This window comes from Chromohalobacter sarecensis (genome assembly GCF_023061135.1).
GTDB classification, from domain to species: domain Bacteria; phylum Pseudomonadota; class Gammaproteobacteria; order Pseudomonadales; family Halomonadaceae; genus Chromohalobacter; species Chromohalobacter sarecensis.
Window position 1 is genome coordinate 395,942 of the sequence record NZ_JAKGAN010000002.1, and the last position, 25,509, is coordinate 421,450.

The following is a 25,509-nucleotide window of genomic DNA, read 5'->3' on the forward strand; positions in this document are numbered from 1 at the left end:
TCGCGCTCCGCTATATCGCCGGGTAAAGCGTGTGCTGCTTGGGTCGCCAAGACGCGGTTGCTATCATGCCTCCATGAACGCTATGCCGCTCCCGCCGCTCCCGCCGCGCCCCGCGTCCCTCGACGATCCGCTTTATTATCTGCATAACTTCCGCAGCGCCTTGCGCTGGCTCGAGGCGTGCTATGCGGATTTGTTCGATGACGCCGAGCGCGACTTCTTCACCCACTTTGAAACTTTGCCCGAGCCTGCTCAGGCGCTGTGGGTGCGCATGGTCATGCGCAAGGGCGATACCTTCCGTGACGACCGGCTCGACTATGCGGAAATCGGGTCGCCGGCCACGGCTTTGGCACCGTTGATCGAGCGTGGGTGGGTGGAAGACGACCCACGCTTGTCGGTGTCCGCGTTGTGGCCCTTGCTGACTAAGGCCGAGATCGGCCGCTACCTGCACGGGCTATTGCGCGATCACGGCCTCACGCGTGGCGCGCGCAAGACGGATATGCTCGAGGTGCTTACCGAGGCGGATCTCGGCGAGCATCCGCTGACCGTGTGGTGCCCCGAGATGCTCTTCAACGTGGTGCGTATGACGCGCATGGCACTGTGCGAGCGTCTGCGCCTGATGTTCTTCGGCAACCTGCATCAGGACTGGAGCGAGTTCGTGCTCGCCGACCTCGGCGTGCGGCGCTTCGAGCGGGTGCCGCTGAGCCCGGCCTCGCGGGCCTTTCAGCGGCGCGAGGACATCCACACCTATGCACACCTGCATGCCTGCCGCGAGCGACTGGAGGCCGGCGAGCCCATTGCTGCCATACTCGATGACCTGCCGTCGGCGAATGCCAATCCATGGCTGGAAAACCGCCGCGGCAAGCTTTTGTTCCTGCTGGCTCGGGCGCGTGAGCGCGAAGGTGAGCTGGCGGCGGCGGAAGACCTCTACGCGCAGAGTGTTCACCCCGGGGCACGCGGGCGTCGCCTGCGCATGCTGGAACGCCAGGATTGCCATGCCGAGGCCCTGGCGTTGGCCAACGAGGCTGCGGCGGCGCCGGAAAGCGAAAGCGAACGTCAGCAGTTGGACCGCCTGTTTCCGCGCCTGCATCGCCGCCTCGCCCTCGCGCCGCCATCCGTGATCGAGGAGCCGGCGCCGACGCGCCTGGAGATGACGTTGCCGCGCACGGCCTCGGTGGAACGTGCTGTGGCGGCGCATCTGTCGTGCGCGTCGATGCCGGTGTACTACGTCGAGAATGCGCTGATCAATGCGCTGTTCGGTCTGCTGTGCTGGGAGGCGATATTCGCTCCGCTTGCCGGGGCTTTCTTTCATCCCTTCCAGCGTGCCCCTGCGGACCTGCTGCGCCCGGAGTTCGCGTCGCGCCGCGAGACGCTTTTCGCCCGCTGCCTGGCGCGTCTCGAGGTGCCCGAGGGAGAACAGGGTTATCGCGCCGTGATTCGCCGTACCTACCATGCCAAGCGCGGGCTCGAATCCGCCTTCGTGCACTGGGAGGCGCTCGATGAAGAGTTGCTGGAGATGGCGCTGGCCTGCCTGCCGGCGGCGCATCTGCGGCTGTGGTTCGAGCGTCTGCTGCGCGATGTGCGTGCCAATCGCGCGGGAATGCCGGATCTGATCCAGTTCCGACCCGAGCAGGGCGGCTACCGGATGATCGAGGTCAAGGGACCGGGCGATCGCCTTCAGGACAATCAACGCCGGTGGCTGGCGTTTTGCGCCCGTCACGACATGCCTCTCGATGTCTGCCACGTGGCGTGGGCGTCATGAGCGAGGCAGTGGATTATACGGTGGCGGTGCGCACCCTGTGCGATTTCACCGCCAAGCGCGGCGATCTCGACTTGCGTTTCACGCCGTCGCCCAGCGCTGAAGAGGGCATCGAAGGGCATGCCCGGGTGGCCTCGCGTCGCGCATCGCATTACGAGTGCGAAGTTACTTTGAGCGGTGTCTATTGGAGCGCTGCCGGGCACGGCTTGCGCGTGCGTGGGCGCGCCGATGGCTTTGACCCGAAACGCGGACGCCTGGAAGAGATCAAGACCCATCGCGGCGACCTGACGCGTCAGCCAGACAATCATCGCCATCTGCATTGGGCCCAGTTGCGCCTTTATGGCTGGCTACTGTGCGAGGCGCGAGACCTCGACGAACTCGAGCTGGCGCTGGTGTATTTCGATATCGCCCGCCAGGTCGAGACACCGCTCGTCGAGCGGGTGGACCGCGACACCTTGCGTCATTTTTTCGGGGCGCAGTGCGCGGCATTTCTCGACTGGGCGTTGCAGGAGACGGCGCACCGTTCGGCACGTGACGAGGCGCTTGCGGCGCTGCGTTTCCCGCATGCGAGCTGGCAGGGCGAGCAGCGCACGCTGGCGGAAAACGTCTACAAGGCGGCGAGTACCGGGCGCTCGCTGCTGGCCCAGGCGCCGACGGGCACCGGCAAGACCCTGGGGACGCTCTTCCCGATGCTCAAGGCGATGCCGACCCAGCGTCTCGATGGCCTGTGTTATCTCGCCGCCAAGACCCCCGGACGCCAGCTGGCGCTGGATGCGCTGAAGCCCGTGGTGGAAACGACCCCACTGCGCGTGCTGGAGCTGACCGCGCGCGACAAGGCCTGCGAGCATCCCGATCTTGCCTGTCACGGCGAGTCCTGCCCATTGGCGGCGGGCTTCTTCGATAAGCTGCCGGATGCACGCCGCGCATTGATCGCCAGTGGTGACTGGGATCGCGCGCGCCTGCGCGATACCGCCCTGGCGCATGATGTCTGCCCGTATTACCTGGGCCAGGAAATGGCGCGCTGGAGCGATGTCACGGTGGGCGATTATCACTATTACTTCGCCAGCGGCGGCTTGCTGCATCTGTTGGCCCAGGCCAACGACTGGCGTCTGGGCGTGCTGGTCGACGAGGCACACAACCTGGTCGAACGCGCGCGTGACATGTACAGCGTCAGCCTCGATCAGGGCGATCTACGCGCCCTGATCCGCGACAAACCCGCCGGTGTCAGCGCCGCACTCAAGCAGCTCAATCGCGAATGGAACGCGCTGGGTCGCGAGTGTATCAATGAACATACCGCGCTCGAACACGTGCCCGAAGCGTGGCTGGCGGCGTTGCAGCGCCTGGTGGGAACGATCGGGCAAGTGGCGGCCGAGCCGCCTTATACCTTGTCACCGGCCTTGCAGCGTTTCTATTTCGATGCCTTGAAGACGGTACGCATCGCCGAATTGTTCGATCGCCACTTTGTCTGCGATATCGCCATGCGTCCAGGCCACCGTGGTCTGCGTCATGCGCGCCTGAGTCTGCGCAACATCGTGCCGGCGCCATTGTTGACCCCGCGTTTCAAGGCCGCGCATGCCAGCGTGCTGTTTTCGGCCACCCTCACGCCCGAGTGTTATCAGCGCGACCTGCTGGGGCTGCCCGAGGATAGCGTATGGCTGGACGTGGCGTCGCCCTTCGCCAAGGAACAACTCAACGTGCATATCGCCCGGCACATTTCCACGCGCTTTCACGACCGCCAGGCATCGCTGGCGCCCATCGCCGACCTGATCGCGGCAACCTATGCGCGTCGGCCAGGCAATTATCTGGCCTTTTTCAGCAGCTTCGCCTATCTGGAGGATGTCGCCGCGCGTTTGCGCGAGTTGCACCCCGAGGTGCCGCAATGGCAACAGGCGCGGGGCATGGACGAAACCGCGCGGACGGATTTCCTGGCGCGCTTCACGTCGGACGGGCGTGGGGTCGGGTTTGCGGTACTCGGCGGGGCCTTCGGCGAGGGCATCGATCTACCGGGCGAGCGACTGATCGGCGCCTTCATCGCCACCCTGGGGTTGCCGCAGGTCAATGCGGTCAACGAGCAGCGTCGACGCTATCTGCAAGCGATGTTCGGCGCCGGTTACGACTATGCCTACGTCTACCCCGGGGTACAGAAGGTGATTCAGGCCGCTGGGCGCGTGATTCGCTCCCGCGAGGACCGGGGTACGATTCACCTGATCGACGACCGCTTCGCCGAACCCCGCATTCAGGCGTTATTGCCGTCATGGTGGCACGTCACCCAAAACGTTGACGTGCCGGCTCGCAACCCCGGCTGCTAAGGTAGGGCGCACATGTCTCAAGGACGAGTAATATGAGCTTGATGCTGAGTGTGGCGTTGTTCGCTGGATGCGCGCTGGTCATCGGGGTAGTCGGGACGCGCCTGACCGGCGTGGTGGATACGCTGGCCGATCGTACCGGCATGGGGGAGGCCATTGCCGGGGCGGTGCTGATGGGCATGGCGACCTCGTTATCCGGCATCGTGCTGTCGGTAACGGCGGCCTGGAAAGGCCAGCCCGAACTGGCGATGAGCAACGCCGTAGGCGGGATCGCTGCACAGACATTGTTTCTCACCGTCGCCGATGTGGCGCTGCGACGCGTCAATCTCGAACATGCGGCGGCTTCCATCGGCAATCTGGCACAGGGCGCATTGTTGATGTGCCTGCTGGGCATGCTGCTGGTGGCGCGTTATTCGCCGGAGTGGACATTCTGGGGGATTCACCCGGTCACGCCGCTTCTATTTCTGGGCTATATGTATGGGCTGCGCATCATCGATGAAGTGCGTAGCCAGCCGATGTGGATGCCGCGACGCACGCGTGAAACCCGCGAAGATGCGCCGGATGATGACGCCCAGCGCTATTCCTTGACGCGGCTGTGGGGCGGATTCGCCGCTCTGGCCTTGTTGCTGGGCGTGTCCGGCTGGGTGATGGAGAAAGCGGCGACGACGCTGGCGACCGAAACGGGCATGAGCCAGACCGCCGTGGGCATACTGTTGACCTCGGTCGCGACCTCCTTGCCCGAGCTGGTGACTGCCGTGGCCGCCGTGCGTCGTGGTGCACTGACCCTGGCCGTGGGCGGGATCATCGGCGGTAACGCCTTCGATACGCTGTTTGCGGCGGCTTCCGATATCGCTTACCGCGACGGTTCGATCTATCACGCCGTTTCCGATCAGACATTGCTGTGGATCGCGCTATCGGTGTTGATGACGGCGGTGTTGCTGCTGGGACTTGTGCGCCGCGAGAAACACGGCCCGGCGCGTATCGGCTTCGAGAGCGTGGCACTGGTGCTGTTGTACGGCGCGGGTGTGGCGATGGTTTTCCACGACGCCGCCTGAGTCGCATTCACGGCGGCGGACCGCTCAGTCGAACAGATCGCCCTGGGCGTGCGGAGCGCGAAATGCACGGGTATCGAGCCCCATCTCGGTACGGTTGCCGATGCCCAGGCGGCGGCAGGTGGTGCGAAAACGCTGCGCCAGAAGTTCCGCGAAGACGCCTTCGCCGCGCATGCGATGGCCGAAGCGGGCATCGTACTCCTCGCCGCCACGGCACTGGCGAATCAGGCTCATGACCTTGTCGGCACGTAGTGGGTAATGCTCGTTGAGCCAGGTCTCGAACAGCGGCGCGACCTCATGCGGCAGGCGTAGCAGCATCCAGGCAGCGGTGCGCGCGCCGGCGTCGTGCCCGGCCTCCAGCAGGGACTCGAGTTCGTGATCGGTCAGTCCCGGAATCACCGGCGAAATCAAGGTGCCCACGGGAATGCCCGCCTCGCTGAGTTCGCGGATGACCTTGAGGCGCGTGCGTGGCGCCGCCGTGCGCGGTTCCAGCGTGCGCTTGAGGTCGTCGTCGAGGCTGGTCAGGCTGACGAAGACGCGCACCAGGCGGTGCTCGGCCATCTCGGCGAGCAGCGCCTTGTCGCGCAGGATCAGGGCACTTTTGGTGACCAGCGTGACGGGGTGGCGAGTATCCAGCAGCAGTTCCAGCAGCGCCCGGGTGGTGCCGCGCTCGGCTTCCAGCGGCTGATAGCAATCGGTGTTGCCCGATAGATTGATCGGGCGACACACGTAACCGGGCTTGTCGAGTTCGTCGCGTAACCGCTCGACCATGCCGGTGCGCGCAATCAACTTGGTTTCGAAGTCGAGCCCCGGCGACATGTCCCAGTAGGCGTGGCTGGGACGTGCGTAGCAGTAGATGCAGCCGTGCTCGCAACCGCGATAGGGATTCAACGAGCGATCGAAGGACAGATCCGGCGAATGATTCCAGGAAAGCGCACTCTTGGCGGGCTCGTCGCGCACCTGAGTCGCCAGCCGTACCGGCGCTTCTTCCTGCCACCAGCCGTCGTCGACGGCCTCGCTGAGCGTGGGCGCAAAGCGATTATGGGGGTCGAAGGTCGCGCCGCGTCCCTTGCGGGCCTGGGAGCGGTCTCTGGGCGTCGTCATCATGTGTCGCCTTGACTGTATATGAGTACAGTATAGGCATCATGGAGACGTGTTCAACCCGACCGGTGTGGTGTCATACCGGCGGATAGCCCAGCGCCTCGCGCAAGCGTTCGGCATGCGCGGCGACCCACGTCGGGTCGATGGGTCCCCAGTCGCGAATGACATAGCGTCCGATATGATGCCGGGCCCCGGCTTGCTGCTCGAATTCGCAGTGAATATCCAACTCGGTCAACGCGGTGACGGTATCCTGGGCGGTGCGGCGGGGCATGCCCGTGGCCTCGATCAGCGCCGGGATGCTGGCCGTGCCGTCGGCGATCAAGTGCGCGACATATAAGCGGCGATAGAAGCTGCTTTGGGTCTTGCTTAACGCCATGGATGTTCTCCTGTAAAGGGCCTACAGCATAACGCCCCGCCCCATGAAGGGGCAGGGCGTTTGCGTTACATCGTAGGAGAAGAGGCGAATCAGAAGCGCAGTGTCACGCCGCCTTCCACATAGCGATCTTGGGTATTGTAGCCATCGACCAGTTGGTACTCCTTGTCGAAGGCATTCTCCATCTTGGCCGAGAGCTCGACCATGGGCGTAACCTGCCAACTGGTCCGCAGGTCGACCACGCCGTAGCCGCCTACTTCCTGGCCACCATAAGAAGTTCGTTCGCTGAAGGCCCAAAGGGTGGAGCCAATACTCCATTCATTATTAATTTTGTAATCCGTGTCCAAACGCGCATAGTGCTCCGAACGATTCAGCAAGCGGTCCCCTGCTGAAATGCCGGCATAATCATCCGACCAGCTCCGTACTTCGGGATCCTGAAACGTAACGGAAAGCTGTGTTACCAGTCGCTCTCCATGCCAGCCGCCGCTGAGCTCAAGGCCACGAATTCTAGCCTCATCTATATTTCGATAAGTACCGTTGGGAGATACTCCCGTATAAACAATCATATCCTCGATACGATTCTGAAAAGCCGTGACACGTGTCTTCCAGTCGCCTTGAGAAAAAGCCCAGAAAGCTTCTAGGCTCTTGGATTCTTCGGCGTCTAAGTCTGGATTGGGATTATAGGTGCCATACATATCGCTTAAGCTGGGAGCCTTGAAAGCTGTGCCATAACTAACACCCAAACGCTGATTTTGAGTTAGCTGATAGGCATAGGCGGCGTTGCCTGTCGCTTTGTCACCGAAAAGGGAGTCATCGTCATAGCGCAAGGAGCCGGAAAGCTCGTGGGCACCGTAGTTGCGCTGCATCATGCCATAGATGCCGTAATTTTCGCGGCTATCCTTTTGGTATGATTCTCCTGCCCGATTATTGAAATCAATATTGTCGTGGCGATAGTCGACGCCCAGTACGTCGACGCCATTGTCACGGGTGAAGCGGTGCTGAAGGCCGACTTCATCGCGGTGTGTTTCAGTCAGGCTCTGGCGTTCGCCGTCGTAGCGCTCTTCACGCTGCTCGTCGAAATGGCCGGCGGTGATCTGCATCTGCCAGTCCGGCTGAAGCTGGACATCGAGCTGACCGCCGAAGGACTGCAGATAGCCTTTGGTGACACAGTCCTGAGAAGCGGGAAACGAGCAGTTGTCGTATTCGCCCTCGAAGTTCTGGCGCAGGGCGTTGACGCTCACGTCGACGTCATCGTTGATGCGATGTGAAAGCCCCAACTGGGCGCCTTCGCGCTCGAAGCCGTCGCGCTCGCCGCTGTCGTCTGCCTGGGTGGCATTGAAGCCGTCGCCGTCGCGGTGGAAGAGCGAAGCGTTCAGCCGGGTGTCGTCATCGCCGGTGGCGACCCAGGCGCTCTGGCGTTGCGTGCTGTCGCTGCCCGCGCTCGCCTTGAGCCCGCCTTGGGTGCCGGTATCCGTGCCGTGCCGCGTGAAGACCTGGATGACCCCGCCGATGGCGTCGGCCCCATAAGCGGCGGCTCGCGGCCCACGCACGATCTCGATACGCTCGATGGCTTCGAGTGGCAGCATTTCCAGGCTGGCACCGCCACTGGTCGCCGAGTTGACGCGCACGCCGTCGACCAGCACCAGGCTATGGTCGGATTCAGTGCCGCGCATGAACAGGCTGGAGGTCGTGCCGGGCGAACCGTTCTGGGCTATTTCGATGCCCGCGCGGCCCTGCAGCAGATCGATGATCGAGCCGGCCTGGCTGCGTTCGATGTCATCGCGGTCGATGACGGTGGTGCTGGCCAGCACATCGCTTTGCGATTGGGGAAGCCGGTTGGCGGTGACCTGAAGGTCGGACAGTCGTTGATCGCCCTGCGCCTGTGCGCTGCCCGCCACTACGAGGGTCAGCCACAGCAGATTCTTTTTATGCAACATAGAAAAACGCCTCATCAGCGTAAGAAACGAGTTACGCGATGAGGAGGACAAGAGGTGACGCCGCCGCGTCGCCTGGACGGCGTGAATGCAACGGTCGCCACTGGCGAAGCCCTCCGCATCAGCCAGTGCTGAGAACCAGGCCGGTCTCCGGACTGACGCGCTGGCGGCGGAGAAGCTCCGACACCGGGCGGAAACGCCTTCCCACTCGAAATAAGCAAAGAGCAGTGGCGATCGCATGCGCGGCTGGCAGCGATGATTTCCGATGGGGCGCGATTACCGTTGCGGGGGCAGTGCGGGATTTTCACCCGCTTCCCGAGCACCTGGGTCTCGACGGGCGAGGATTCTGCTTGGCGTCCCCGGGGAAGTCAAACGCCGGTCGCGGCGGGCGCGACCGGCATGCAAAGAGACGACATCCGTTAGAGAGAGAGGAATACGCCGGCCAATGTCGCGCTCATCAAGTTGGAAAGCGTGCCGGCGGCGACGGCCTTGAGACCCAACCGGGCGATATCGCTGCGGCGACTGGGCGCCATCATGCCGAGTCCGCCCATCAGGATGGCAATGGAGGCGAGATTGGCAAAACCACAGAGCGCGAAAGTGACGATGGCCCGGGCATGCGCGCTCAGTGCTTGCGGGTCGGCAGCGAGGTTGGCGAAGGCGACGAACTCGTTGAGCACCAGTTTCTGGCCCAGGAAACTACCGGCATGGATCGCCTCCTCCCAGGGGATGCCGATCAAGAACGCCAAGGGCGCGAACAGATAACCAAGCAGCAGTTCCAGGGTCAGGTCCGAGTAGCCGAACCAGCCGCCGATGCCGCCCAGGATTTGGTTGCCCAGTGCGATCAGGGCGATGAAGGCCAGCAGCATACCGCCCACGTTGAGGGCCAGCTGGACGCCGGAGGCGGCACCGTTGGCCGCCGCTTCGATGACGTTGGCGGGTGCTTCGTCGTCCTCACCGTCGATGACGTCTTCCAATTGCTGAGATTGGGGCTCGGTTTCGGGCACCATGAGCTTGGCCATCAGCAACCCGCCCGGCGCCGCCATGAACGAGGCGGCCAGCAGATATTCCAAGGAGATGCCCATCGCCGCGTAACCGCCGAGTACGCTGCCGGCCACCGACGCCAGACCACCGACCATTACCGCGAAGAGCTCGGAGCGGGTCATGCGCGACAGGAAAGGACGCACGGCCATCGGCGCTTCGGTCTGCCCGACGAAGATATTGGCGGCGGCGGAGAGCGATTCGGTGCGCGAGGTGCCCAGCAGTTTCTGTAGCGCGCCCCCCATCAATTTGATCACCCAGCGCATGATGCCCAGGTAATAGAGCACGGCGACCAGTGAAGAAAAGAACACGATGATGGGCAACACGCGCAGGGCGAAGACGAAACCGCCGTCGCCGAAGACCTCGAACATGGTGTCGCTGACCAGGCCACCAAAGACGAAATCCATACCCGCTTGGGCACTGTCGATGACCGACTGCACGGCGTTGGTGAGCCCCAGAAGAACACTTTGTCCGAAAGGGATGGCGAGCACGAACAGGCCAAGGCCGGCTTGAATGGCAAGTGCCCCGGCGACGGTGCGCAGACGAATGGCCCGACGGTTTTCGGACAAGGCGAGGGCGATCAGCAGGACGACGACCACGCCGACGAGCCCCATGAGGGTTTGCATCGAATACTCCTGATACTCGGTCTAGGTTACGAGAAGTGCGGCCATGATGCCGGTATTGCCGCCTTCACGAGGGACCGAGAAGGCGCGCTGGGGTGGCACGCGTGAGGCGACCGTGGGGTCGCCTCGAAGGGTGCGTACTTTATCAGGATCGGTGGCCGATGTGAGGGGGCGTCATTGGCCTTCGGGTTCATGCAGGACCAGTTCGACACGCCGATTCGCCGCACGCCCTTCGGCCGTAGCATTGCTTTTCAGCGGATGCGTGTCGGCATAGCCCACCGCGCGTAGCTCGTCGCTGTCGAGCCCTTCCTCGACCAGGAATCGCAAGACGGCGGTGGCGCGCGCCGTCGAGAGCTCCCAGTTGGAGGGGAAACGGTCGGTGGCGATGGGCCGGCTATCCGTATGCCCCTCGATGGTGATATCGCCCTCGTATTGCTGCAGCGAGTCCAGCAACTGACGCAGTACCTCACGGCCTTCGTCGGTGAGGCCGGCGCGGCTGCTGGAAAACAGCAGGCGATTCTCGATGCGGAAGTTCAGTGTCTGGGCACTTTGTGTCACGACCACGCCATCGATCAAGGGCTTGAGCGTACTCGTCAGTTGGCGCACGCGACGGGTATCGCGTGAAGCTTTGACGCTCGCCATCAAGGTCTTGGCGGGATCCGGGTTGACCATGATCACGCGTGGCGGGCGCGGCGGCATTGGTGGCGGCGTATAGAAAGCGGTGTCACGCGGTGGAACATAGCGTTTGTCCGAGCGAGGCGGGACATAGAAGTTCGGCGACCAGGCGGGCGCTTGCAACGTAGGCACGCCCAGGGCCGGGAAGGCGAGCGCCTCGTCGCTGGCGCTGCTGTCGTCGTTCCCGGTGAGTGCCAATAGCAGCACGAACAAGGTGATCAGCAGGGTGAGCATGTCGAGATAGCTCATCAGCCAGCCGCCGCCTTCATCGCCCGCGTGATTTACGGGGGTGAGCAGTGTATCGCCGGCGTCGATGGCGTAGCGATGCGTCGCACGGCTCATGCCACCGTTTCCTCCTCGCGTGACCGCTTGGACGTACGCGGGACGGGGTCGCGGATCTCGTCCTGATGCTCGGCCATGAAGGAATTCAGCGTGTCCTCGATGAACGACGGCAGGCGGCGCTTGGCGATCAGCATCACCCCTTCCATGACCATGTGCATCTCGATCAGACGTTCCTCGGTGCGGCGTTCCAGTTTCACTGCAATCGGCTTGAAGAGCAGGTTGGCGAGCAGAATGCCGTAAAACGTCGACATCAAGGCGATGGCGAGACGTGGGCCGATCACCGCCAGGTTGCCGCCATCGATCACTTCGAGCATGTTGATCAGACCGATCAGGGTGCCCAGCATGCCGAACGCTGGCGCGTAGGTCGCCATGGTGCGAAAGATCTGCGACTCGGCGTATTCACGCGCGCGCATACGGGCGATGCGCCAACGCAGGACGTCGTGAATCTCGTCGTCCTGGGTATTGGCGATGACCAGCGATACCCCGGTACGCAGAAAGGGATTGCGTGTGTCTTCGAGTTCGGCCTCGATGGCGCGAATGTTACCGCGAAACCAGTGCCGGGCCATGGATACCAGCGTCTGGATGTCAGCGTCGATACGGCTGTTCTCGCGACGGAAGACGAGCCCTACCAGACGCGAGACGCGCACCACCTCGCGCATGGGATAGCTGATGAAGGTGGCGGCCAGCGTGCCGGTGATGACGATGGCGAGGCCGGGGAAATTGAAGAAACTGCTGGGCGTTTGCGCGGTGAAGAGCACGACGGTGGCGAGCAGCAGCACACTAGCGGCGATGCCGATCAGAGTCGACGGGTTCATGGGCATTGTCCGGTGCAGGAACAGCATGAAAGCGATAAAGCGAGGTGGCCAAGGGTCACCATGACGCATGATACGCGCGGCCCGAATGTGCAAAGCGTGTATTTGCCGTGTGCTTTGTGCGCTTTTCAACGACTAGAGGACGGCTAGGATAGGGCGTCCGTGAAACAAGGCGGGTCGTCACTGATCACGGCGTCGACGCCCCATGCCCAACGCGGTCGAAAAACCGCCGGGTCGTTGGCGGTATAGCACAGCAGGTGCAGGCCGGCGTCGCGTACGGTGCTGGCGGCGGCGGGTTTCAGCTTGCGCCAGTCGAGGTGGACGCTGTACGCCAGCAGGGTTTCGGCATCCGCGCGCCAGCCCTTGGGAAGCTTGTCGTAGAGCAGCCCCAGGCGTAGGCGGTGTGGGTCGGTCTCGATCTCGCGGGCCGCGCGCAGGGCGTCACGGTCGAATGAGGACACCAGCAGTCGTGAGGGGGGAAGCGTTGCCAGCAGGCGCGGAATAACGGCCTTGGCCAGGGCAGCGGGGTCATGCCGGTAGCTGATCTTGAGTTCGAGGTTGAGCCCCATGTCACATTCGACGAGCAGCGCCAGCATCGCGTCGAGCGTCGCCATGCGCTCGTGGCGAAACGCCGGGCTGAACCAACTACCCACGTCTAGTTGGTGTGCCTGGGCAAGGTCGAGATGGCGTAACTTGCCGCGTCCGTTGGAGCAGCGTCGTACGCCGGCGTCGTGCCAGATCACCGGGGTGCCATCACCGAGCTGCTGCACATCGAGCTCTACCCAACGGCATCCGGCCGCATGGGCGGCGCGTACCGCCGCCAGGGTGTTCTCGGGAGCATGTGCGGAAAGCCCCCGATGCGCGATAACACGCGGGAGCGCCAGGTGCGTCTCGCTGATCGGCGAGACTTGTACCGCGCGCTGGGGGGCGGTTGTCGGCGGCAAGGTGGTACCGCTTGAAGAAAGTGGCATGTAAACGAACCTCGCGAATGACCGATAGGCATTATGGCATGTCGTGTCGGCATTGTTTCAGTGGTTGGAACGTGCCGTTCACGTTGGCATGATCGCCCCGCTAGTTTGAGACATCTTTTTGACAGCATCATGACCGTATCGCCATGGGGCGGCGTTCGGGGATATGCTAATCTGCGCGCCTTGTTTCGAGATCAGCCGTCTGGCGCTTTGGCCGACAGACGGCGCCCGACCGGCAGAGAGACCGATGAAAATCATTCATGTAAAGAACCCGGAAAGCCGTGAGGCGTGCCTCGCACAGCTATGCGCCAATGTGTATGGCCAAAAAGCCGGGCTCGATCCCCTGGTGACCTTCACGGGCACATTAGGGGTGTTGTTCGAGCAGGATGCGGCGCGCATTTTCGTCCTGGTCGACGAGCAGCAGACGATTCTCGCCATGCTGCTGCTGGTCTCGGACATCGAAGGCCAAGGCATGGAAGTGACATTGCTCTCGACCCCGGAAACCGGGGGCGACGAAGAGCATGTCAAACGCCTGATCAGAGAAATGGCCACGCGTGCGCCCCTGCGAGTGCATGCTCCCGACGAGGCCAGTGAAGCCTTCTTTCGCGATTGTGGCATCACCCGATGGCTGGACATGCCGGATGGCATGCGTCTGGGCTTGGCCGCGCGACATGAGACAGTGATGCCGGATACCTTGACGAAACCGCTGCGCTTCAATGCCGAGGGCATCGTGCAGACCTTCAAGCGTGAGCCCGAGACCTTCGAGTCGTACAAGGCGCGCTTCATCGCCGGCCTGGAACGTTTCGACGGCCGCGTGTGAAAACGCTCGTCGAAGTCAATGCCATTCGACTTTAGTCGCGATGCGCTACGCCGGACGCTTTCTCCGGGCGGGACGGCTTGACCCGGGGCGCGTTCGGCGCTTGGATGAAAGCCCAGATTCGTTAGCTTTATAAGGAAGAATACATGGCCAAGCGTATTCAGTTCGCGCGTACCGGTGGACCCGAGGTCCTGGAATATGTCGATTTTACCCCCGCCGAGCCCGGCCCGGGCGAGGTCCGCGTTCGCAATCGCGCGGTGGGATTGAACTTCATCGATATCTACTTCCGTACCGGGCTTTATCCCGCGCCGAGCCTGCCGTCCGGCCTGGGTACCGAAGGGGCCGGCGAGATCGATGCGGTCGGTGACGGCGTGAAAGGCTTCTCGCCGGGCGATCGTGTCGCCTATGCCCAAGGGGCATTGGGCGCATACGCCGAGCAGCACGTGTTACCGGCGGAGAAGGTCGTGGCGTTGCCCGAGGCCATCGATTACGAGACGGCCGCCGCCGCGATGCTCAAGGGCCTGACGGTGCAATATCTGCTGCGTCAGACGTATCGGGTGAAAGAAGGCGAGACGATTCTGTTCCATGCCGCCGCAGGCGGCGTCGGCTCGATCGCCTGCCAATGGGCGAAGGCGCTGGGTGTGAAGTTGATCGGCACCGTCGGTTCGCCCGAGAAAGCCGAACTGGCCAAGCGCAACGGCGCCTGGGCGACCATCGACTACACCCGTGAAAACGTCGTCGAACGCGTGCGTGAGCTAACCGGTGGCGAGATGGTGCCGGTGGTGTACGACTCGGTAGGCAAGGATACCTGGGAAACCTCGCTTGATTGCTTGCAAAAACGCGGCCTGATGGTCAGCTTCGGCAATGCCTCGGGCCCGGTCGAAGGCGTCAACATTGGTATCCTCAATCAGAAGGGCGCCTTGTTCGTGACGCGGCCCAGCCTCAACGGGTATGCCGATACGCGTGAGCGCTTCGAGGCCATGGCCGAGGAGCTGTTCGAAGTGATCGCCAGCGGCAAGGTCGCCATCGATGTCGCCAACCGTTATCCCCTGAGCGAGGCTGCCCAGGCACAGGAAGCCCTGGCGGCGCGCAAGACCACTGGTTCGACGGTGCTGCTGCCTTGATGTGGGGCCGTGTCTCCCGACGAGTGGCGGTCAGGGGCTGGGCGGTTGCCATGGTGGCGTTGGCGGGATGTGCCACCGACGGTGGCGAAACATCCGGCGCGACGGCAGAGCGTGGCCTGGCCAGCTACTATCATGATCGTTATCAAGGACGGCAGACGGCTAGCGGTGAGCCTTACGATGCCCAGGCATTGACCGCCGCGCATCGCAATCTGCCCTTCGATACCCGCGTGCGCGTCACCAATCTCGATAATGAGCGTCAGGTGACGGTGCGCATCAACGATCGAGGCCCCTTTACCGAGGGGCGCGTCATCGATCTTTCACGCCGTGCCGCCGAGCGCTTGGACATGCTGGACGACGGTACGGCGCCGGTACGCGTGACACCGTTGCCGTAAGCCATCCCACGCGGCCGTGTCTCACCGAGGCGCGGCCGCGCTTTTTCATGCCGTGTCGTGCCAGACCACACTTTCCTTGTCGAGAGCGAAGGCATCGAAGGCGAAATCGTCGACGCTGAGCATCTCCAGCACCTCACCCTCGAAACGCCGCATGAAGTCGGCTTCCGCGTCGTCGATCAAACCGGATTCCCAAGCGGCTTCCACGCGCTGCTCGGGATGCAGTGCCTCGGCGGGCAATTCACCCTTGCCATAGGCTTTGGCAATACGCCGATAGAGCGGCTCGGCACGCTCACTATCGGCGAGCAGGGCATTGTAACGGGCCAGGGGGTTGTCCTGTTGCCCGGCATCCTGTGTATCCCAAGTGTTTTCAATCAGCTTGCGACGCAAGGCGCTATCGGTAGAGACGGCGTGGGCAATATCGCGCGTGAAGCGGTCGTGGGGCTTGTGCCAGCGCCGCCCGAGTGGCATCGCGATGGCCGATAGGGTTGTCGCCAAGGCCCGGTTGGGCAGGTTGTCGAACAATTCGATGAACGCCTGCTCGGCGCGGTGGAGCAGCGTGCGGCAGCTGTAATGCAGCAGCGTCGCCTCGTGTTCGACGTTGTCCGACTCGTGCCACTGCTTGAGTAGCATCGAGGCCAGATAGAGATTGGAGAGCACGTCGCCGAGGCGCGCCGAGAGCATCTCGCGTTTCTTGAGGCCTGAGCCGAGACTGGCCATGGCGGCATCGGCGCACAAGCCGAAGGCCGCGGACAGGCGCGCGACTTCCTGCGCGTAAGGCGCGGCGATTTCGTCGAAGGGAACGTTCGGCTTGCCGATACCCAGGCCCAGGGTAAAGGCACGCGCGGCATTGCCGAAGACCATGCCGGCGTGACGGAAAATCGCCTTGTCGAAGGCCGGGAGATCGTCGTTGTCCTTGGCGGCCAGTTCGTCGAGCACATGGGGATGGCAGCGAATCGCGCCCTGGCCGAAGATCATCAGGTTGCGCGTCATGATATTGGCGCCTTCCACGGTGATCGACACCGGGTTGGCGGCATAGGCGATGCCCAGGTAGTTGCGCGGCCCCAGCGTGACCGTGCGTCCGCCGTGCACATCCATGGCATCGGCGAGCATATTGCGTTGGAATTCGGTCAACTGGCTCTTGAGAATGGCCGAGGGCACCGCCGGCTTGACGCCGTGGTCGATGGTGTTGGCGGTCTGCATGACCGCTGCCTGGGCGATATAGGCATGCGCGGCGATGCGCGCGAGCGGTTCCTGGACGCCTTCCATCTCGGCGACGGGCAGGTTGAACTGCCGCCGGATACGGGTATAGCCGCCGGCCCAGCCCAGCGCGTAGCGGCCGATGCCCGAGGCACCGGAGGGCAGGGTAATGCAGCGTCCCACGGACAGGCATTCGACCAGCATACGCCAGCCTTGTCCGGCCATCTCGGTGCCGCCGATGATCCAGTCGAGGGGGATGAAGACATCCTGGCCGCGAATCGGGCCGTTCATGAACGGGCTGCCGATGGGGTGATGGCGACGCCCGATCTCCATGCCTTGCGTATTGCGCGGGATCAACGCGCAGGTGATGCCCAGGTCTTCGGTCTCACCGAGCAGGCCATCGGGGTCGAACATGCGAAACGCCAGGCCGACCACGGTGGCAATGGGCGCCAGGGTGATCCAGCGTTTCTCGAAGGTGAGCTTGAGCCCGAGGACGTCTTCGCCGTTGTGTTTGCCTCGGCAGACGACGCCGACATCGGGCAGCGAGGTAGCATCGCTGCCCGCGCGCGGTCCTGTGAGCCCGAAGCAGGGAATCTCGCGTCCATCCGCCAGGCGTGGCAAGTAATGGTCTTTCTGTTCTTCGGTGCCGTATTTGAGCAACAGCTCACCTGGCCCCAGCGAATTGGGTACGCCCACCGTGACCATCAACGTCTCGTTGACCGCCAGTTTTTGCAGTACTGCCGATTGCGCCTTGGCGGAGAACTCCAGCCCGCCATAGCGCTTGGGGATGATCATCCCGAAGAAGCCTTCGCGCTTGAGGTAGTCCCACAACTCGGGCGGCAGGTCGGCACGCGTGCGGGCGATCTCCCAGGCGTTGCACATGCCGGCGGCCACGGAGCATTGATGGTCGACGAAAGCCTGCTCTTCCTCGCTCAGTTGCGTGGTGCCGAAATCCAGCAGCCGTTGCCATTGGGGGCGGCCGGAGAAGAGCTCGCCGTCCCACGCTACGCTACCCGCTTCGAGGGCGATACGCTCGGTCTCGGAGACCTTGGGCGCCGACTTCTTGAAGGCCGCGAAGAGGCGTGGAGTTAGCCACCGCCGACGCAACGTGGGGAGCCCGCAGGCCGCCACGGCCAGGGCGCCTAGCCACAGCAGCACGCCTATTATCAGCGCGCCGAAGACGATGCCGATGGCACCGAGAACCAACAACAGCCCCAGCGCCGGCAAGGCGCCTGCCTCCCGACGCATGATCCAGACCAGGCCTGCCAGCGCCACGACGATGAGCAACAGTTCCAACATGCGGACTCTCCCTGGCTAATTTCTAACGCTTGTTTGAATTTAGCCTAGCGTACTCGTGTCGTGACGACTAGTCATCCATGGTGGAAGTCGTCATTCAGGATGGACATCATCATTCGAGATTGACGGGAGGCCCCGCGCCGCACTGGGCGGCACGGGGAGTGCGCTCAGGTCGTTGGCGTCGAGTGCTGTGGCGCGTTGTCGAGTCGGCCTGGGCGCAGTCGGCGATGTAGCCGGTCGAGGTAGAGATAGACCACCGGCGTGGTGTAGAGCGTCAAGAGCTGACTCAGGATCAGGCCGCCGATGATGGTTATGCCCAGCGGTGCGCGCAGCGCGGCGTTTTCATCGGTGCCCAGCAGCAATGGAATCGCGCCGAGAATGGCGGCCAGCGTGGTCATCATGATGGGACGAAAGCGTACCACGGCCGCTTCATGTATGGCCTCGAGCGCGCTCAAGCCGCGTTCACGTTCGGCACTGACGGCGAAGTCGACCAGCATGATGGCATTTTTCTTGACCACGCCGATCAGCAGAATGATGCCGATCAGGGCGATGAGCGTGAATGGCGTGTCGAGCAGCATCAAGGCGAGCAGCGCGCCGACCCCCGCCGAGGGCAGGGTGGAGAGGATCGTCAGCGGGTGAATGTAGCTCTCGTAGAGAATCCCCAGCACCAGGTAGACCGTCACCAGCGCGGCCAGGATCAGCCATGGCATGGCTTGCATGCCGCTCTGGAAGGCGCCCGCGCTGCCCTCGAAATCCACCTGTACGGCGGTGGGCAGGCGCAGGTCGTCCACCGCCCGACGGATGCGCTGGGTGGCATCGCCGAGTGTGACGCCGTCTTCGAGATTGAACGATACCGTGGTAGAGGCGAACTGGCCCTGATGATTGACGGTCACCGGCGTGGTGCTTTCCTCAAGATGACTGAACGCCGAGACGGGAATCGCATCGCCTTCGTCGTTGATGACGTGGAGTCGCGAAATGGCTTCCGGCGCGCTGCGGTGTTCGTCATCTACCTCGAGGATCACGTAGCGCTGATTGTCGGCATCGTAAAGGCTGGTGATGCTGCGTTGCGCAAAGGCGTTACCGAGCAACGTGTCCACGTCCTGCATGTCGACGCCGAGGCGCTTGGCGGTATCGCGATCGACCTTCAGCTCTACGGCCTGGCCCTCGCGCCGGCTGTCGCTGTCGACGCCGGTCAGTCCGTCGACATCCTGCATGGCGTCACTGACGCGCTGCGACCAGGTATCGAGCAGCGCGAGGTCGTCGCTCTTGAGGGTGATCTCATATTGCGTCCCGGTATTCTGTCGGCCACCGATACGGATGTCCTGCAGGGCCATCATCGAGGTATTGACGCCGGGGATATCGCTCATCGACGTGCCCAGACGGTTGCCGGTGGCTTGCGTGCCCTGTGAATACTCGCCGTTCTCCAGGGTGATGAACAAGGTCGCCGAGGCGCCCCCACCACGGCCACCCATGAAGCCCAGCACACTATGCACTTCGGGCGCCTCGGACAGACGCTCGCGAATGGTGCGCAACTTGGCCGACATGGCATCGAACGACAGGCTCTGGTCGCCGCGTACGAAACCGATCAGTCGTCCGGTGTCCTGCTCGGGAATGAAGCCCTTGTCGACGGCGGCGTAAAGGTAGCCGTTGAGTACGATCACGCCGACCAACGAGAGTAGCGTTAGCCGCCGATGGCGCAGGGCGACATCCAGGCTGCGCGTATACAGGCGCTGACAGCCCTGGCCGAAGGCGAGCAGGGCCGTTTCCCAACGTGGGGGCCGGCGCTCGCGTCCCTGACGTAACCAGCGCGCGCAGAGCATGGGCGTCAGGGTCAACGACACCACCAGCGAGACCAGCACTGCCAGCGACAGGGTCATCGCGAATTCGAAGAACATGCGCCCGATGAAGCCGCCCATGAACAACAATGGCAGGAAGACGGCGACCAGCGACACACTCATCGAGGTCACCGTGAAGCCCACTTCGCGGGCGCCTTGCAGGGCGGCTTGCCGGGGCGGCATGCCCTGCTCGATATGTCGGGCGATGTTCTCGACCACCACGATGGCATCGTCGACGAGAAAGCCGATCGACACGATCAGCGCCATCAGCGACAACGTGTCGAGTGAAAAGCCCATGACATGCATCATCGCGAAGGTGCCGATCAACGACACTGGAATCGCCAGGCTGGGAATCAGCGTGGCACGGGCGTTACGCAGGAACAGGAACACCACCAGGACCACCAGCGCGATGGCCAGCAACAGGGTGAGCTGTGTCTCATGCAGCGAGCCGCGAATGCCGGGCGCGCGGTCGAGTTGTACGCTGAGCGAGGCACTTGCGGGAAGCTGACTTTCGATGGACGCCATGCGCTCGCGAATGCCGGCGATGGTGTCGATGACATTGGCGCCGCTGCTGGCGCTGATGATCAGCAACACGGCGGGTTGCTCGTTCTGAAAGCCCACGTTGTAGCGATCTTCCACGCCGTCCTTGATATCGGCGACATCGCTCAAGTGCATCACCGCGCCGTCCTCGCCGCGTGCCACGATGAGATCCTCGAACGCCTCGGCCTGCATCAGCTGCGAGTCGGTGTCGACTTCCCAGCGTGTGGCGGGAGACGCCACGAAACCGGTGGGCGTGCTAGTGGTGGCACTGCGTATCGCACTGGCCACGGCCGTCAGCGATACGCCCGCATGCTCGAGTCGACTCGGATCGAGTGACACGCGCACCGCCGGGGACGAACTACCGCCGACGTTGACATCGCCGACCCCTGGGACCTGCAGGACGGGGGGCGCGATGCGTTCGTCGGCGAGTTGATAAAGCTCGCTGGTGGGCAGCGTGTCGGAGGTCACCGAGAGGATCATGATTGGCGCCGCCGCCGGGTTCATCTTGCGATAGCTGGGGCGGCTGGTCATGGCGCTAGGTAGTAGTGGCTGGGCATCGTTGATCGCCGCTTGCACCTCACGTGCGGCGACATCGATATCCTTGTCGAGAGCGAACTGGACGGTGATACGTGTCGAGCCGTCCGAGCTGCGCGAGGTCATCTGCGATATGCCCGATATGCTCCCCAGCGAACGTTCCAGCGGCGTGGCCACGCTAGACGCCATGGTCTCCGGGTTGGCGCCGGAGAGGTTGGCGTTGACCACGATAGTAGGGAACGACACGTTGGGTAGCGGTGCCACGGGCAGGCGCTGGTAGGCCAGCAGCCCGAGTAGCACGATCCCCAGCGCCAGCAGTGCGGTGGCCACCGGGCGACGCACGAAGGGACTCGAAATGCTCACCTGTCGACCTCGGTATCCATTGCGGTGTCATGCGCATTGCCACGCCGACGCCAGCGTTCGGCCAGCCGGTCGAAGAACAGATAGATCACCGGCGTGGTGAACAGCGTCAGCAATTGGCTCAGCAACAGACCGCCGACCATGGTCATGCCCAGCGGACGCCGCAACTCGGCCCCGTACCCGCTGGCGAGCATCAGCGGCAGCGCCCCGAGCAGGGCGGCGCAGGTGGTCATCATGATCGGCCGAAAGCGCAGCAGCGCGGCACTGTGGATTGCGCGATACGCCGACATGCCCTGTTCGCGCTGCGCCTCGAGGGCGAAGTCGATCATCATGATGGCGTTCTTCTTGACGATGCCGATCAGCAGGATGATGCCGATGATGGCCACCATGCCCAAGGCGTTGTTGCTGAGCATAAGGGCCAGCAAGGCGCCGATGGCCGCCGATGGCAGGGTCGAGAGAATGGTCAACGGATGGATGTAGCTCTCGTAGAGCACGCCCAGCACGATGTACATGGTGACGATGGCGGCGGCGATCAGCCACAGCGTGTCGCGCGTCGAGGTGGTGAACGCCAGGGCGGTGCCGCGGAAATCGAGTTGCGTGTCGGCGCTGAGCACGTCATCGCGGGCTGTTTCCACGGCATCGAAGGCGTCCGACAGCGAATAGCCGGATGCAGGATCGAACGACATCAACGCCGAGGGGAACTGGTTGAGGCGTTGACGCGACAACGCGGTAGGCGCTTCTTCCATGCTCACCAGGCTCGACAGCGGCACCATGGCGTCGTCGCTGCCGCTGACATACAGCCGGGAGAGGGCCTCGGGACCGGCATCGTCGCCATGCGTCGCGCTCAGCACCACGCGATACTGGTTGGATTGGGTGAAAATCGTCGAAATCAGGCGCTGGCCGAAGGCATCGTAAAGCGCGTCGTCGATATCGGCGACCGAGACGCCGAGACGACTGGCGCGGTCGCGATCTATGCTGACCGCGAGCTTGCGTCCCGCGTTTTGAAGGTCGGTGGCGATATGCGCGATGGCCGGTGCAGCCTTGAGACGCTCGGTCATCGACGCGACATCTTGCGCCAATTGATCACGATCACCTTGGGTCAGAGCGAACTGATAGGGATAGCGGCTGACGGTGTCTTCCAGCGTCAGGTCCTGCACCGGTGTGAGTGCCAGCTCGATGCCGGGAACATCAGCGGCGGCATCGAGCAGCCGTGAGACGATGGTATCCAGGTCGGCGTCGCGCGCGTCCAGATCGGCCAGGTCGATCTGCAGCCGGCCGCTATTGAGCGTGGTGTTGGTGCCATCGATACCGATGCTCGAGGCGATGTTGGCCACGGCGGGATCGTCCATCAAGCGCTCGGCAAGCGCCTGCTGACGCGCCGACATGGCCCGGTAGGACGTCGTCTGCGTGGCCGTGGTGATGCCGCGCAAGGTACCGGTGTCCTGAATCGGGAATAACTGCTTGGGCGTCATCCAGAACAGCACGGCGGTCAGCACGAAGGTGCCCAGTGCCACCCATAGCGTCGCCGTCTGGTGCCTGAGTACCGTGTCCAGAGCGCGTTCGTAGCCGCGTGTGAGGCGCCCGAAGAGGCCTTGGCGGCTGCGTACCATGGCTTCGTCGTCGAGGGCCTGAGCGTCGCCCTCGGCCTCGTCGGTACGGCGTCGCAGCCAGCGCGCGCAGAGCATCGGCGTCAACGTCAGAGAGACGAACGCCGAGATAACGATGGAAATCGCCAGCGTCATGGCGAATTCACGGAACAGCACGCCGACTACGCCGCCCATGAACAGCAACGGGATCAGCACCGCCAGCAGCGAGACCGTCAGCGAGAGGATGGTGAAGGCGATCTGGCGCGATCCCTTTAGTGCTGCCTGCAAGGGCGTTTCGCCGCGTTCCAGATAGCGCGTGATGTTCTCCAGCACCACGATGGCATCGTCGATAACGAAGCCGGTGGCGATGGTCAGCGCCATCAAGGTGAGGTTGTTGAGACTGAAGCCGGCCAGGTACATGGCGCCGAAGGTGCCGACCAGCGACAATGGCACGGCCAGGCTGGGGATCAACGTCGCCGGCAGGTTACGCAGAAACAGAAAGGTAACCATGATCACCAGCGCGATGGCGAGGACCAACTCGAACTGCACGTCCTCGACGGCGGCGCGGATCGTGGTGGTACGATCGCTCAAGATGTCCACGTCGACGCTGCCCGGCAGGCTCTCCGACAACGCCGGCAAGCGACGCTCGATGTCGTCGACCACGCCGACCACGTTGGCGCCAGGCTGACGCAGCACGTCGACCAGAATCGTCCCCTCGCCATTGGCCCAGGCGCCGAGTTGTGCATTTTCTGCGCCGTCGTCGATGCTCGCCACGTCGCTCAAGCGTAGCGGTGCGTCGTTCTCGTACTTGAGGATGAGGTCGCGATACCCCGCGGCGGAGGTCAACTGGTCGTTGGCATCGATGCTGTAGGCGCGGTAGGGGCCATAAATGGTGCCCTTGGCCTGGTTGACGTTGGCACTTTCCACGGCGCTGCGGACGCTGGAAAGGTCGAGTCCATGCGCGGCGAGCTGGCGCGAATCGACATCGATACGTACCGCGGGGCGATTGCCGCCGGAAAGCCGTACCTCACCGACGCCACTGATCTGGGCGAGCTTCTGCGCCAGGCGGGTATCGACCAGGTCGTGGACTTCGGTCAACGGCAGATTATCGGAGGTCACGGCCAGCGTCAGTACCGGCGTATCGGCGGGGTTGACCTTGCTGTAGCTCGGCGGGCGTGGCAGGTCGTCGGGCAGCAGGGTTTCCGCCTGGTTGAGAGCGGCCTGCACCTCCTGCTCGGCGACGCCCAGCTCGCCATCGAGACCGAAGCGCAACGTGATCAGTGATGCGCCCCCGGTACTGGTCGAACTCATGTCTTCGAGGCCGGCGATTTCCCCCAGTTCGTCTTCCAGCGGGGCGGTGACGTGGGACAGCATGACGTCCGGCCCCGCGCCAGGGTACAGCGTGGTGACCTGAATGGTGGGAAAGTCGACCTCGGGCAGCGACGAAATGCTGAGTAGCCGATAGGTGAGCGCGCCCGCGATCAGGATGGCCAGCATCACTAAGGAGGTGGCGACCGGCCGCAGAATGAATAGCCGCGATGGATTCATGAAGCGTCTCGCGGCGTCTGTGTGTCGGCATCCTCGTCAGCCGTCGCAGAGGCGCTGGCGTCTCCCGGCAGGGCATCGCTGACGACGCGTACCTCGGCACCGTCGCGCAGGCTATCGACACCGTCCACGACCACGCGCTCGCCTGCCGAGACGCCGCTGGCCAAGGCGCTGCGATGATCTTCGCTGGCGCTGACGTCGACAGCGTGGCGGGTCACCGTGTCGTCGTCGCCGACGACATACACGAACAGGCCGTCCTGACCGGTCTGAACCGCAGGCGCGGGGACGATGACGCGGTCATGCAGCGTGTCGACCGTCAGGCGCACGTCGACGAAGGCGCGGGGGTAGAGACGTTCCGCGGCATTGTCGAAGCGCGCGCGGAGTCGCACGGTGCCGGTCGCGGTGTCGATCTGGCTGTCGATGCTGGTGAGTTGGCCTTCGAGGCGTTCGTCGCCCACCGTGGTCGCCGAAACGCTGGGTGAGTCGCCTGCCGTGAGTTGCTCGCGCAGCGCCGGTACGTATTGGCTGGGCAATGAGAAGACCACCGAGATCGGGTCGAGCTGGGTAAGCGTGGCGATGGGGGCGTCGTCACCACTGCTGACCAGATTGCCGGGATCGACGTTGCGGATGCCGATGATGCCGGCGTTGGGTGCGGTGATGTCGGTATAGTCGAGTTGCACCTGGGCGCTCTCGATATCGGCTCGGTCGCTGGACACCGCGCCTTCATACTGGCGGACTAGCTGGCGCTGCTGTTCGAGTTCCTGACGGGAGATCGATTGGCTCTGCGACAAGGTCTCGTAGCGTTCGAGATCCTCGCGGGCCGAGTTTAGTTGTGCCTGATCCTGGACGAGCTGGCCTTGGGCGGCGGCGAGCTGAGCCTGATAGTCACGCGGGTCGATGGTGGCCAGGCGCTGTCCTTTCTCGACATGCTCGCCTTCCTCGAAATCCACCGTGAGCAGTTCGCCCTCGACACGTGGGTACACGTCAATGCTCGATAGCGAGCGCACGGTGCCCAGCGCCCCGACAGTGATCTCGAGATCGCCACGCTGCGCCTCGATGGCGGACACGGCCGTGCTTCTGTCGTCACCTGCGTTGGCTGAGGCATCGTTGGACTGGTCGTCGCTTTGCCAGTTGGGGATCAACCATACGGCGAGGGCGATCAAGACGACGATGAGTAGTGCAATCCAGAGACGGCGAGAGTGAGGCATGACGGGGCAGCGATCCTTGTCAGAGACATTCCGGTGCAGGGACGCATCGCTCCGTGAGCGGACACGAGTACCGGATTATGAGGTGCATTGTAACG

General features: G+C 63.4%; 17 protein-coding genes and 1 riboswitch. Of the genes, 6 read left to right on the forward strand and 11 right to left on the reverse strand.

Annotation, left to right across the window (positions count from 1 at the left end):
• Window positions 1-82 precede the first annotated feature (82 nt).
• Genes L1071_RS04730 through L1071_RS04740 form a run of 3 tightly spaced genes read left to right on the forward strand, consistent with a single transcriptional unit; the run spans window position 83 to window position 5,117 of the window.
• Entirely contained in the window at window positions 83-1,759 is a 1,677-nt protein-coding gene (locus tag L1071_RS04730) for a VRR-NUC domain-containing protein (RefSeq protein ID WP_246969334.1), read from the forward strand.
• Complete coding sequence (locus L1071_RS04735) at window positions 1,756-4,065, forward strand: ATP-dependent DNA helicase (protein ID WP_246969337.1); 2,310 nt, start codon at window positions 1,756-1,758, stop codon at window positions 4,063-4,065. Before L1071_RS04730 ends, L1071_RS04735 begins: the two co-directional genes overlap by 4 nt.
• A 32-nt stretch (window positions 4,066-4,097) precedes the next feature.
• A complete protein-coding gene (locus L1071_RS04740; protein ID WP_246969340.1) occupies window positions 4,098-5,117 on the forward strand; it encodes a sodium:calcium antiporter in 1,020 nt (339 codons plus the stop codon).
• A 24-nt stretch (window positions 5,118-5,141) separates the two neighbouring features.
• Here the strand turns inward: L1071_RS04740 and L1071_RS04745 are convergent, their stop codons facing one another.
• From L1071_RS04745 to L1071_RS04775, 7 genes are all read right to left on the reverse strand, one after another.
• On the reverse strand, window positions 5,142-6,218 hold the full coding sequence (locus L1071_RS04745; RefSeq protein WP_246969342.1) for a PA0069 family radical SAM protein: 1,077 nt from the start codon (window positions 6,216-6,218) through the stop codon (window positions 5,142-5,144).
• A gap of 73 nt (window positions 6,219-6,291) precedes the next feature.
• Window positions 6,292-6,591 carry a winged helix-turn-helix domain-containing protein gene (locus L1071_RS04750; RefSeq protein ID WP_246969344.1) on the reverse strand — a complete coding sequence of 100 codons (300 nt, stop codon included), beginning with the start codon at window positions 6,589-6,591 and terminating at the stop codon, window positions 6,292-6,294.
• Between the two features lie 89 nt (window positions 6,592-6,680).
• Window positions 6,681-8,525 (reverse strand): TonB-dependent receptor domain-containing protein, encoded by a 1,845-nt coding sequence (locus L1071_RS04755; RefSeq protein ID WP_246969346.1) that lies wholly within the window; start codon window positions 8,523-8,525, stop codon window positions 6,681-6,683.
• 121 nt (window positions 8,526-8,646) lie between these two features.
• Window positions 8,647-8,864: riboswitch (cobalamin riboswitch) on the reverse strand.
• 77 nt (window positions 8,865-8,941) lie between these two features.
• Window positions 8,942-10,186: a NupC/NupG family nucleoside CNT transporter gene (locus L1071_RS04760; RefSeq protein WP_246969348.1), complete on the reverse strand. Its 1,245-nt coding sequence runs from the start codon at window positions 10,184-10,186 to the stop codon at window positions 8,942-8,944.
• Window positions 10,187-10,357: 171 nt separating this feature from the next.
• Window positions 10,358-11,200 (reverse strand): OmpA/MotB family protein, encoded by an 843-nt coding sequence (locus L1071_RS04765; protein ID WP_246969350.1) that lies wholly within the window; start codon window positions 11,198-11,200, stop codon window positions 10,358-10,360.
• The gene (locus tag L1071_RS04770; protein ID WP_246969352.1) at window positions 11,197-12,015 is read right to left on the reverse strand and encodes a motility protein A; all 819 of its coding nucleotides are present in this window, start codon (window positions 12,013-12,015) and stop codon (window positions 11,197-11,199) included. Before L1071_RS04770 ends, L1071_RS04765 begins: the two co-directional genes overlap by 4 nt.
• Window positions 12,016-12,158: 143 nt before the next feature.
• The gene (locus L1071_RS04775; protein ID WP_246969821.1) at window positions 12,159-12,911 is read right to left on the reverse strand and encodes a glycerophosphodiester phosphodiesterase family protein; all 753 of its coding nucleotides are present in this window, start codon (window positions 12,909-12,911) and stop codon (window positions 12,159-12,161) included.
• A 316-nt stretch (window positions 12,912-13,227) separates the two neighbouring features.
• Here L1071_RS04775 and L1071_RS04780 point away from each other — a divergent pair, with 316 nt between their 5' ends.
• The 3 genes from L1071_RS04780 to L1071_RS04790 all read left to right on the forward strand — a co-directional run bounded on the left by L1071_RS04780 (window position 13,228) and on the right by L1071_RS04790 (window position 15,313).
• Window positions 13,228-13,800, forward strand: a complete 573-nt coding sequence (locus L1071_RS04780) for a hypothetical protein (protein WP_246969354.1) — start codon at window positions 13,228-13,230, stop codon at window positions 13,798-13,800.
• A gap of 143 nt (window positions 13,801-13,943) precedes the next feature.
• Entirely contained in the window at window positions 13,944-14,921 is a 978-nt protein-coding gene (locus L1071_RS04785; protein ID WP_246969357.1) for an NADPH:quinone reductase, read from the forward strand.
• Window positions 14,921-15,313 carry a septal ring lytic transglycosylase RlpA family protein gene (locus tag L1071_RS04790; RefSeq protein ID WP_378110635.1) on the forward strand — a complete coding sequence of 131 codons (393 nt, stop codon included), beginning with the start codon at window positions 14,921-14,923 and terminating at the stop codon, window positions 15,311-15,313. The genes L1071_RS04785 and L1071_RS04790 overlap by 1 nt, the downstream gene beginning before the upstream one ends.
• Window positions 15,314-15,358: 45 nt before the next feature.
• On the opposite strand, the gene L1071_RS04795 is transcribed toward L1071_RS04790, so the two are convergent.
• The 4 genes from L1071_RS04795 to L1071_RS04810 all read right to left on the reverse strand — a co-directional run bounded on the left by L1071_RS04795 (window position 15,359) and on the right by L1071_RS04810 (window position 25,414).
• Window positions 15,359-17,809 (reverse strand): acyl-CoA dehydrogenase, encoded by a 2,451-nt coding sequence (locus tag L1071_RS04795; RefSeq protein WP_246969360.1) that lies wholly within the window; start codon window positions 17,807-17,809, stop codon window positions 15,359-15,361.
• Window positions 17,810-17,973: 164 nt separating this feature from the next.
• Window positions 17,974-21,078, reverse strand: a complete 3,105-nt coding sequence (locus L1071_RS04800; RefSeq protein WP_246969362.1) for an efflux RND transporter permease subunit — start codon at window positions 21,076-21,078, stop codon at window positions 17,974-17,976.
• A complete protein-coding gene (locus tag L1071_RS04805; RefSeq protein ID WP_246969365.1) occupies window positions 21,075-24,209 on the reverse strand; it encodes an efflux RND transporter permease subunit in 3,135 nt (1,044 codons plus the stop codon). Before L1071_RS04805 ends, L1071_RS04800 begins: the two co-directional genes overlap by 4 nt.
• Window positions 24,206-25,414 carry an efflux RND transporter periplasmic adaptor subunit gene (locus L1071_RS04810; RefSeq protein ID WP_246969367.1) on the reverse strand — a complete coding sequence of 403 codons (1,209 nt, stop codon included), beginning with the start codon at window positions 25,412-25,414 and terminating at the stop codon, window positions 24,206-24,208. Before L1071_RS04810 ends, L1071_RS04805 begins: the two co-directional genes overlap by 4 nt.
• Window positions 25,415-25,509 lie beyond the last annotated feature (95 nt).

Bases quoted from the DNA above. Each gene is read 5' to 3' on its own strand.
- L1071_RS04770 (WP_246969352.1), bottom strand. From the start codon at position 12,015: ATGAACCCGTCGACTCTGATCGGCATCGCCGCTAGTGTGCTGCTGCTC.
- L1071_RS04805 (WP_246969365.1), bottom strand. From the start codon at position 24,209: ATGAATCCATCGCGGCTATTCATTCTGCGGCCGGTCGCCACCTCCTTA.
- L1071_RS04735 (WP_246969337.1), top strand. From the start codon at position 1,756: ATGAGCGAGGCAGTGGATTATACGGTGGCGGTGCGCACCCTGTGCGAT.
- L1071_RS04785 (WP_246969357.1), top strand. From the start codon at position 13,944: ATGGCCAAGCGTATTCAGTTCGCGCGTACCGGTGGACCCGAGGTCCTG.
- L1071_RS04755 (WP_246969346.1), bottom strand. From the start codon at position 8,525: ATGTTGCATAAAAAGAATCTGCTGTGGCTGACCCTCGTAGTGGCGGGC.
- L1071_RS04790 (WP_378110635.1), top strand. From the start codon at position 14,921: ATGTGGGGCCGTGTCTCCCGACGAGTGGCGGTCAGGGGCTGGGCGGTT.
- L1071_RS04765 (WP_246969350.1), bottom strand. From the start codon at position 11,200: ATGAGCCGTGCGACGCATCGCTACGCCATCGACGCCGGCGATACACTG.
- L1071_RS04810 (WP_246969367.1), bottom strand. From the start codon at position 25,414: ATGCCTCACTCTCGCCGTCTCTGGATTGCACTACTCATCGTCGTCTTG.
- L1071_RS04780 (WP_246969354.1), top strand. From the start codon at position 13,228: ATGAAAATCATTCATGTAAAGAACCCGGAAAGCCGTGAGGCGTGCCTC.
- L1071_RS04750 (WP_246969344.1), bottom strand. From the start codon at position 6,591: ATGGCGTTAAGCAAGACCCAAAGCAGCTTCTATCGCCGCTTATATGTC.
- L1071_RS04745 (WP_246969342.1), bottom strand. From the start codon at position 6,218: ATGACGACGCCCAGAGACCGCTCCCAGGCCCGCAAGGGACGCGGCGCG.
- L1071_RS04730 (WP_246969334.1), top strand. From the start codon at position 83: ATGCCGCTCCCGCCGCTCCCGCCGCGCCCCGCGTCCCTCGACGATCCG.
- L1071_RS04740 (WP_246969340.1), top strand. From the start codon at position 4,098: ATGAGCTTGATGCTGAGTGTGGCGTTGTTCGCTGGATGCGCGCTGGTC.
- L1071_RS04760 (WP_246969348.1), bottom strand. From the start codon at position 10,186: ATGCAAACCCTCATGGGGCTCGTCGGCGTGGTCGTCGTCCTGCTGATC.
- L1071_RS04795 (WP_246969360.1), bottom strand. From the start codon at position 17,809: ATGTTGGAACTGTTGCTCATCGTCGTGGCGCTGGCAGGCCTGGTCTGG.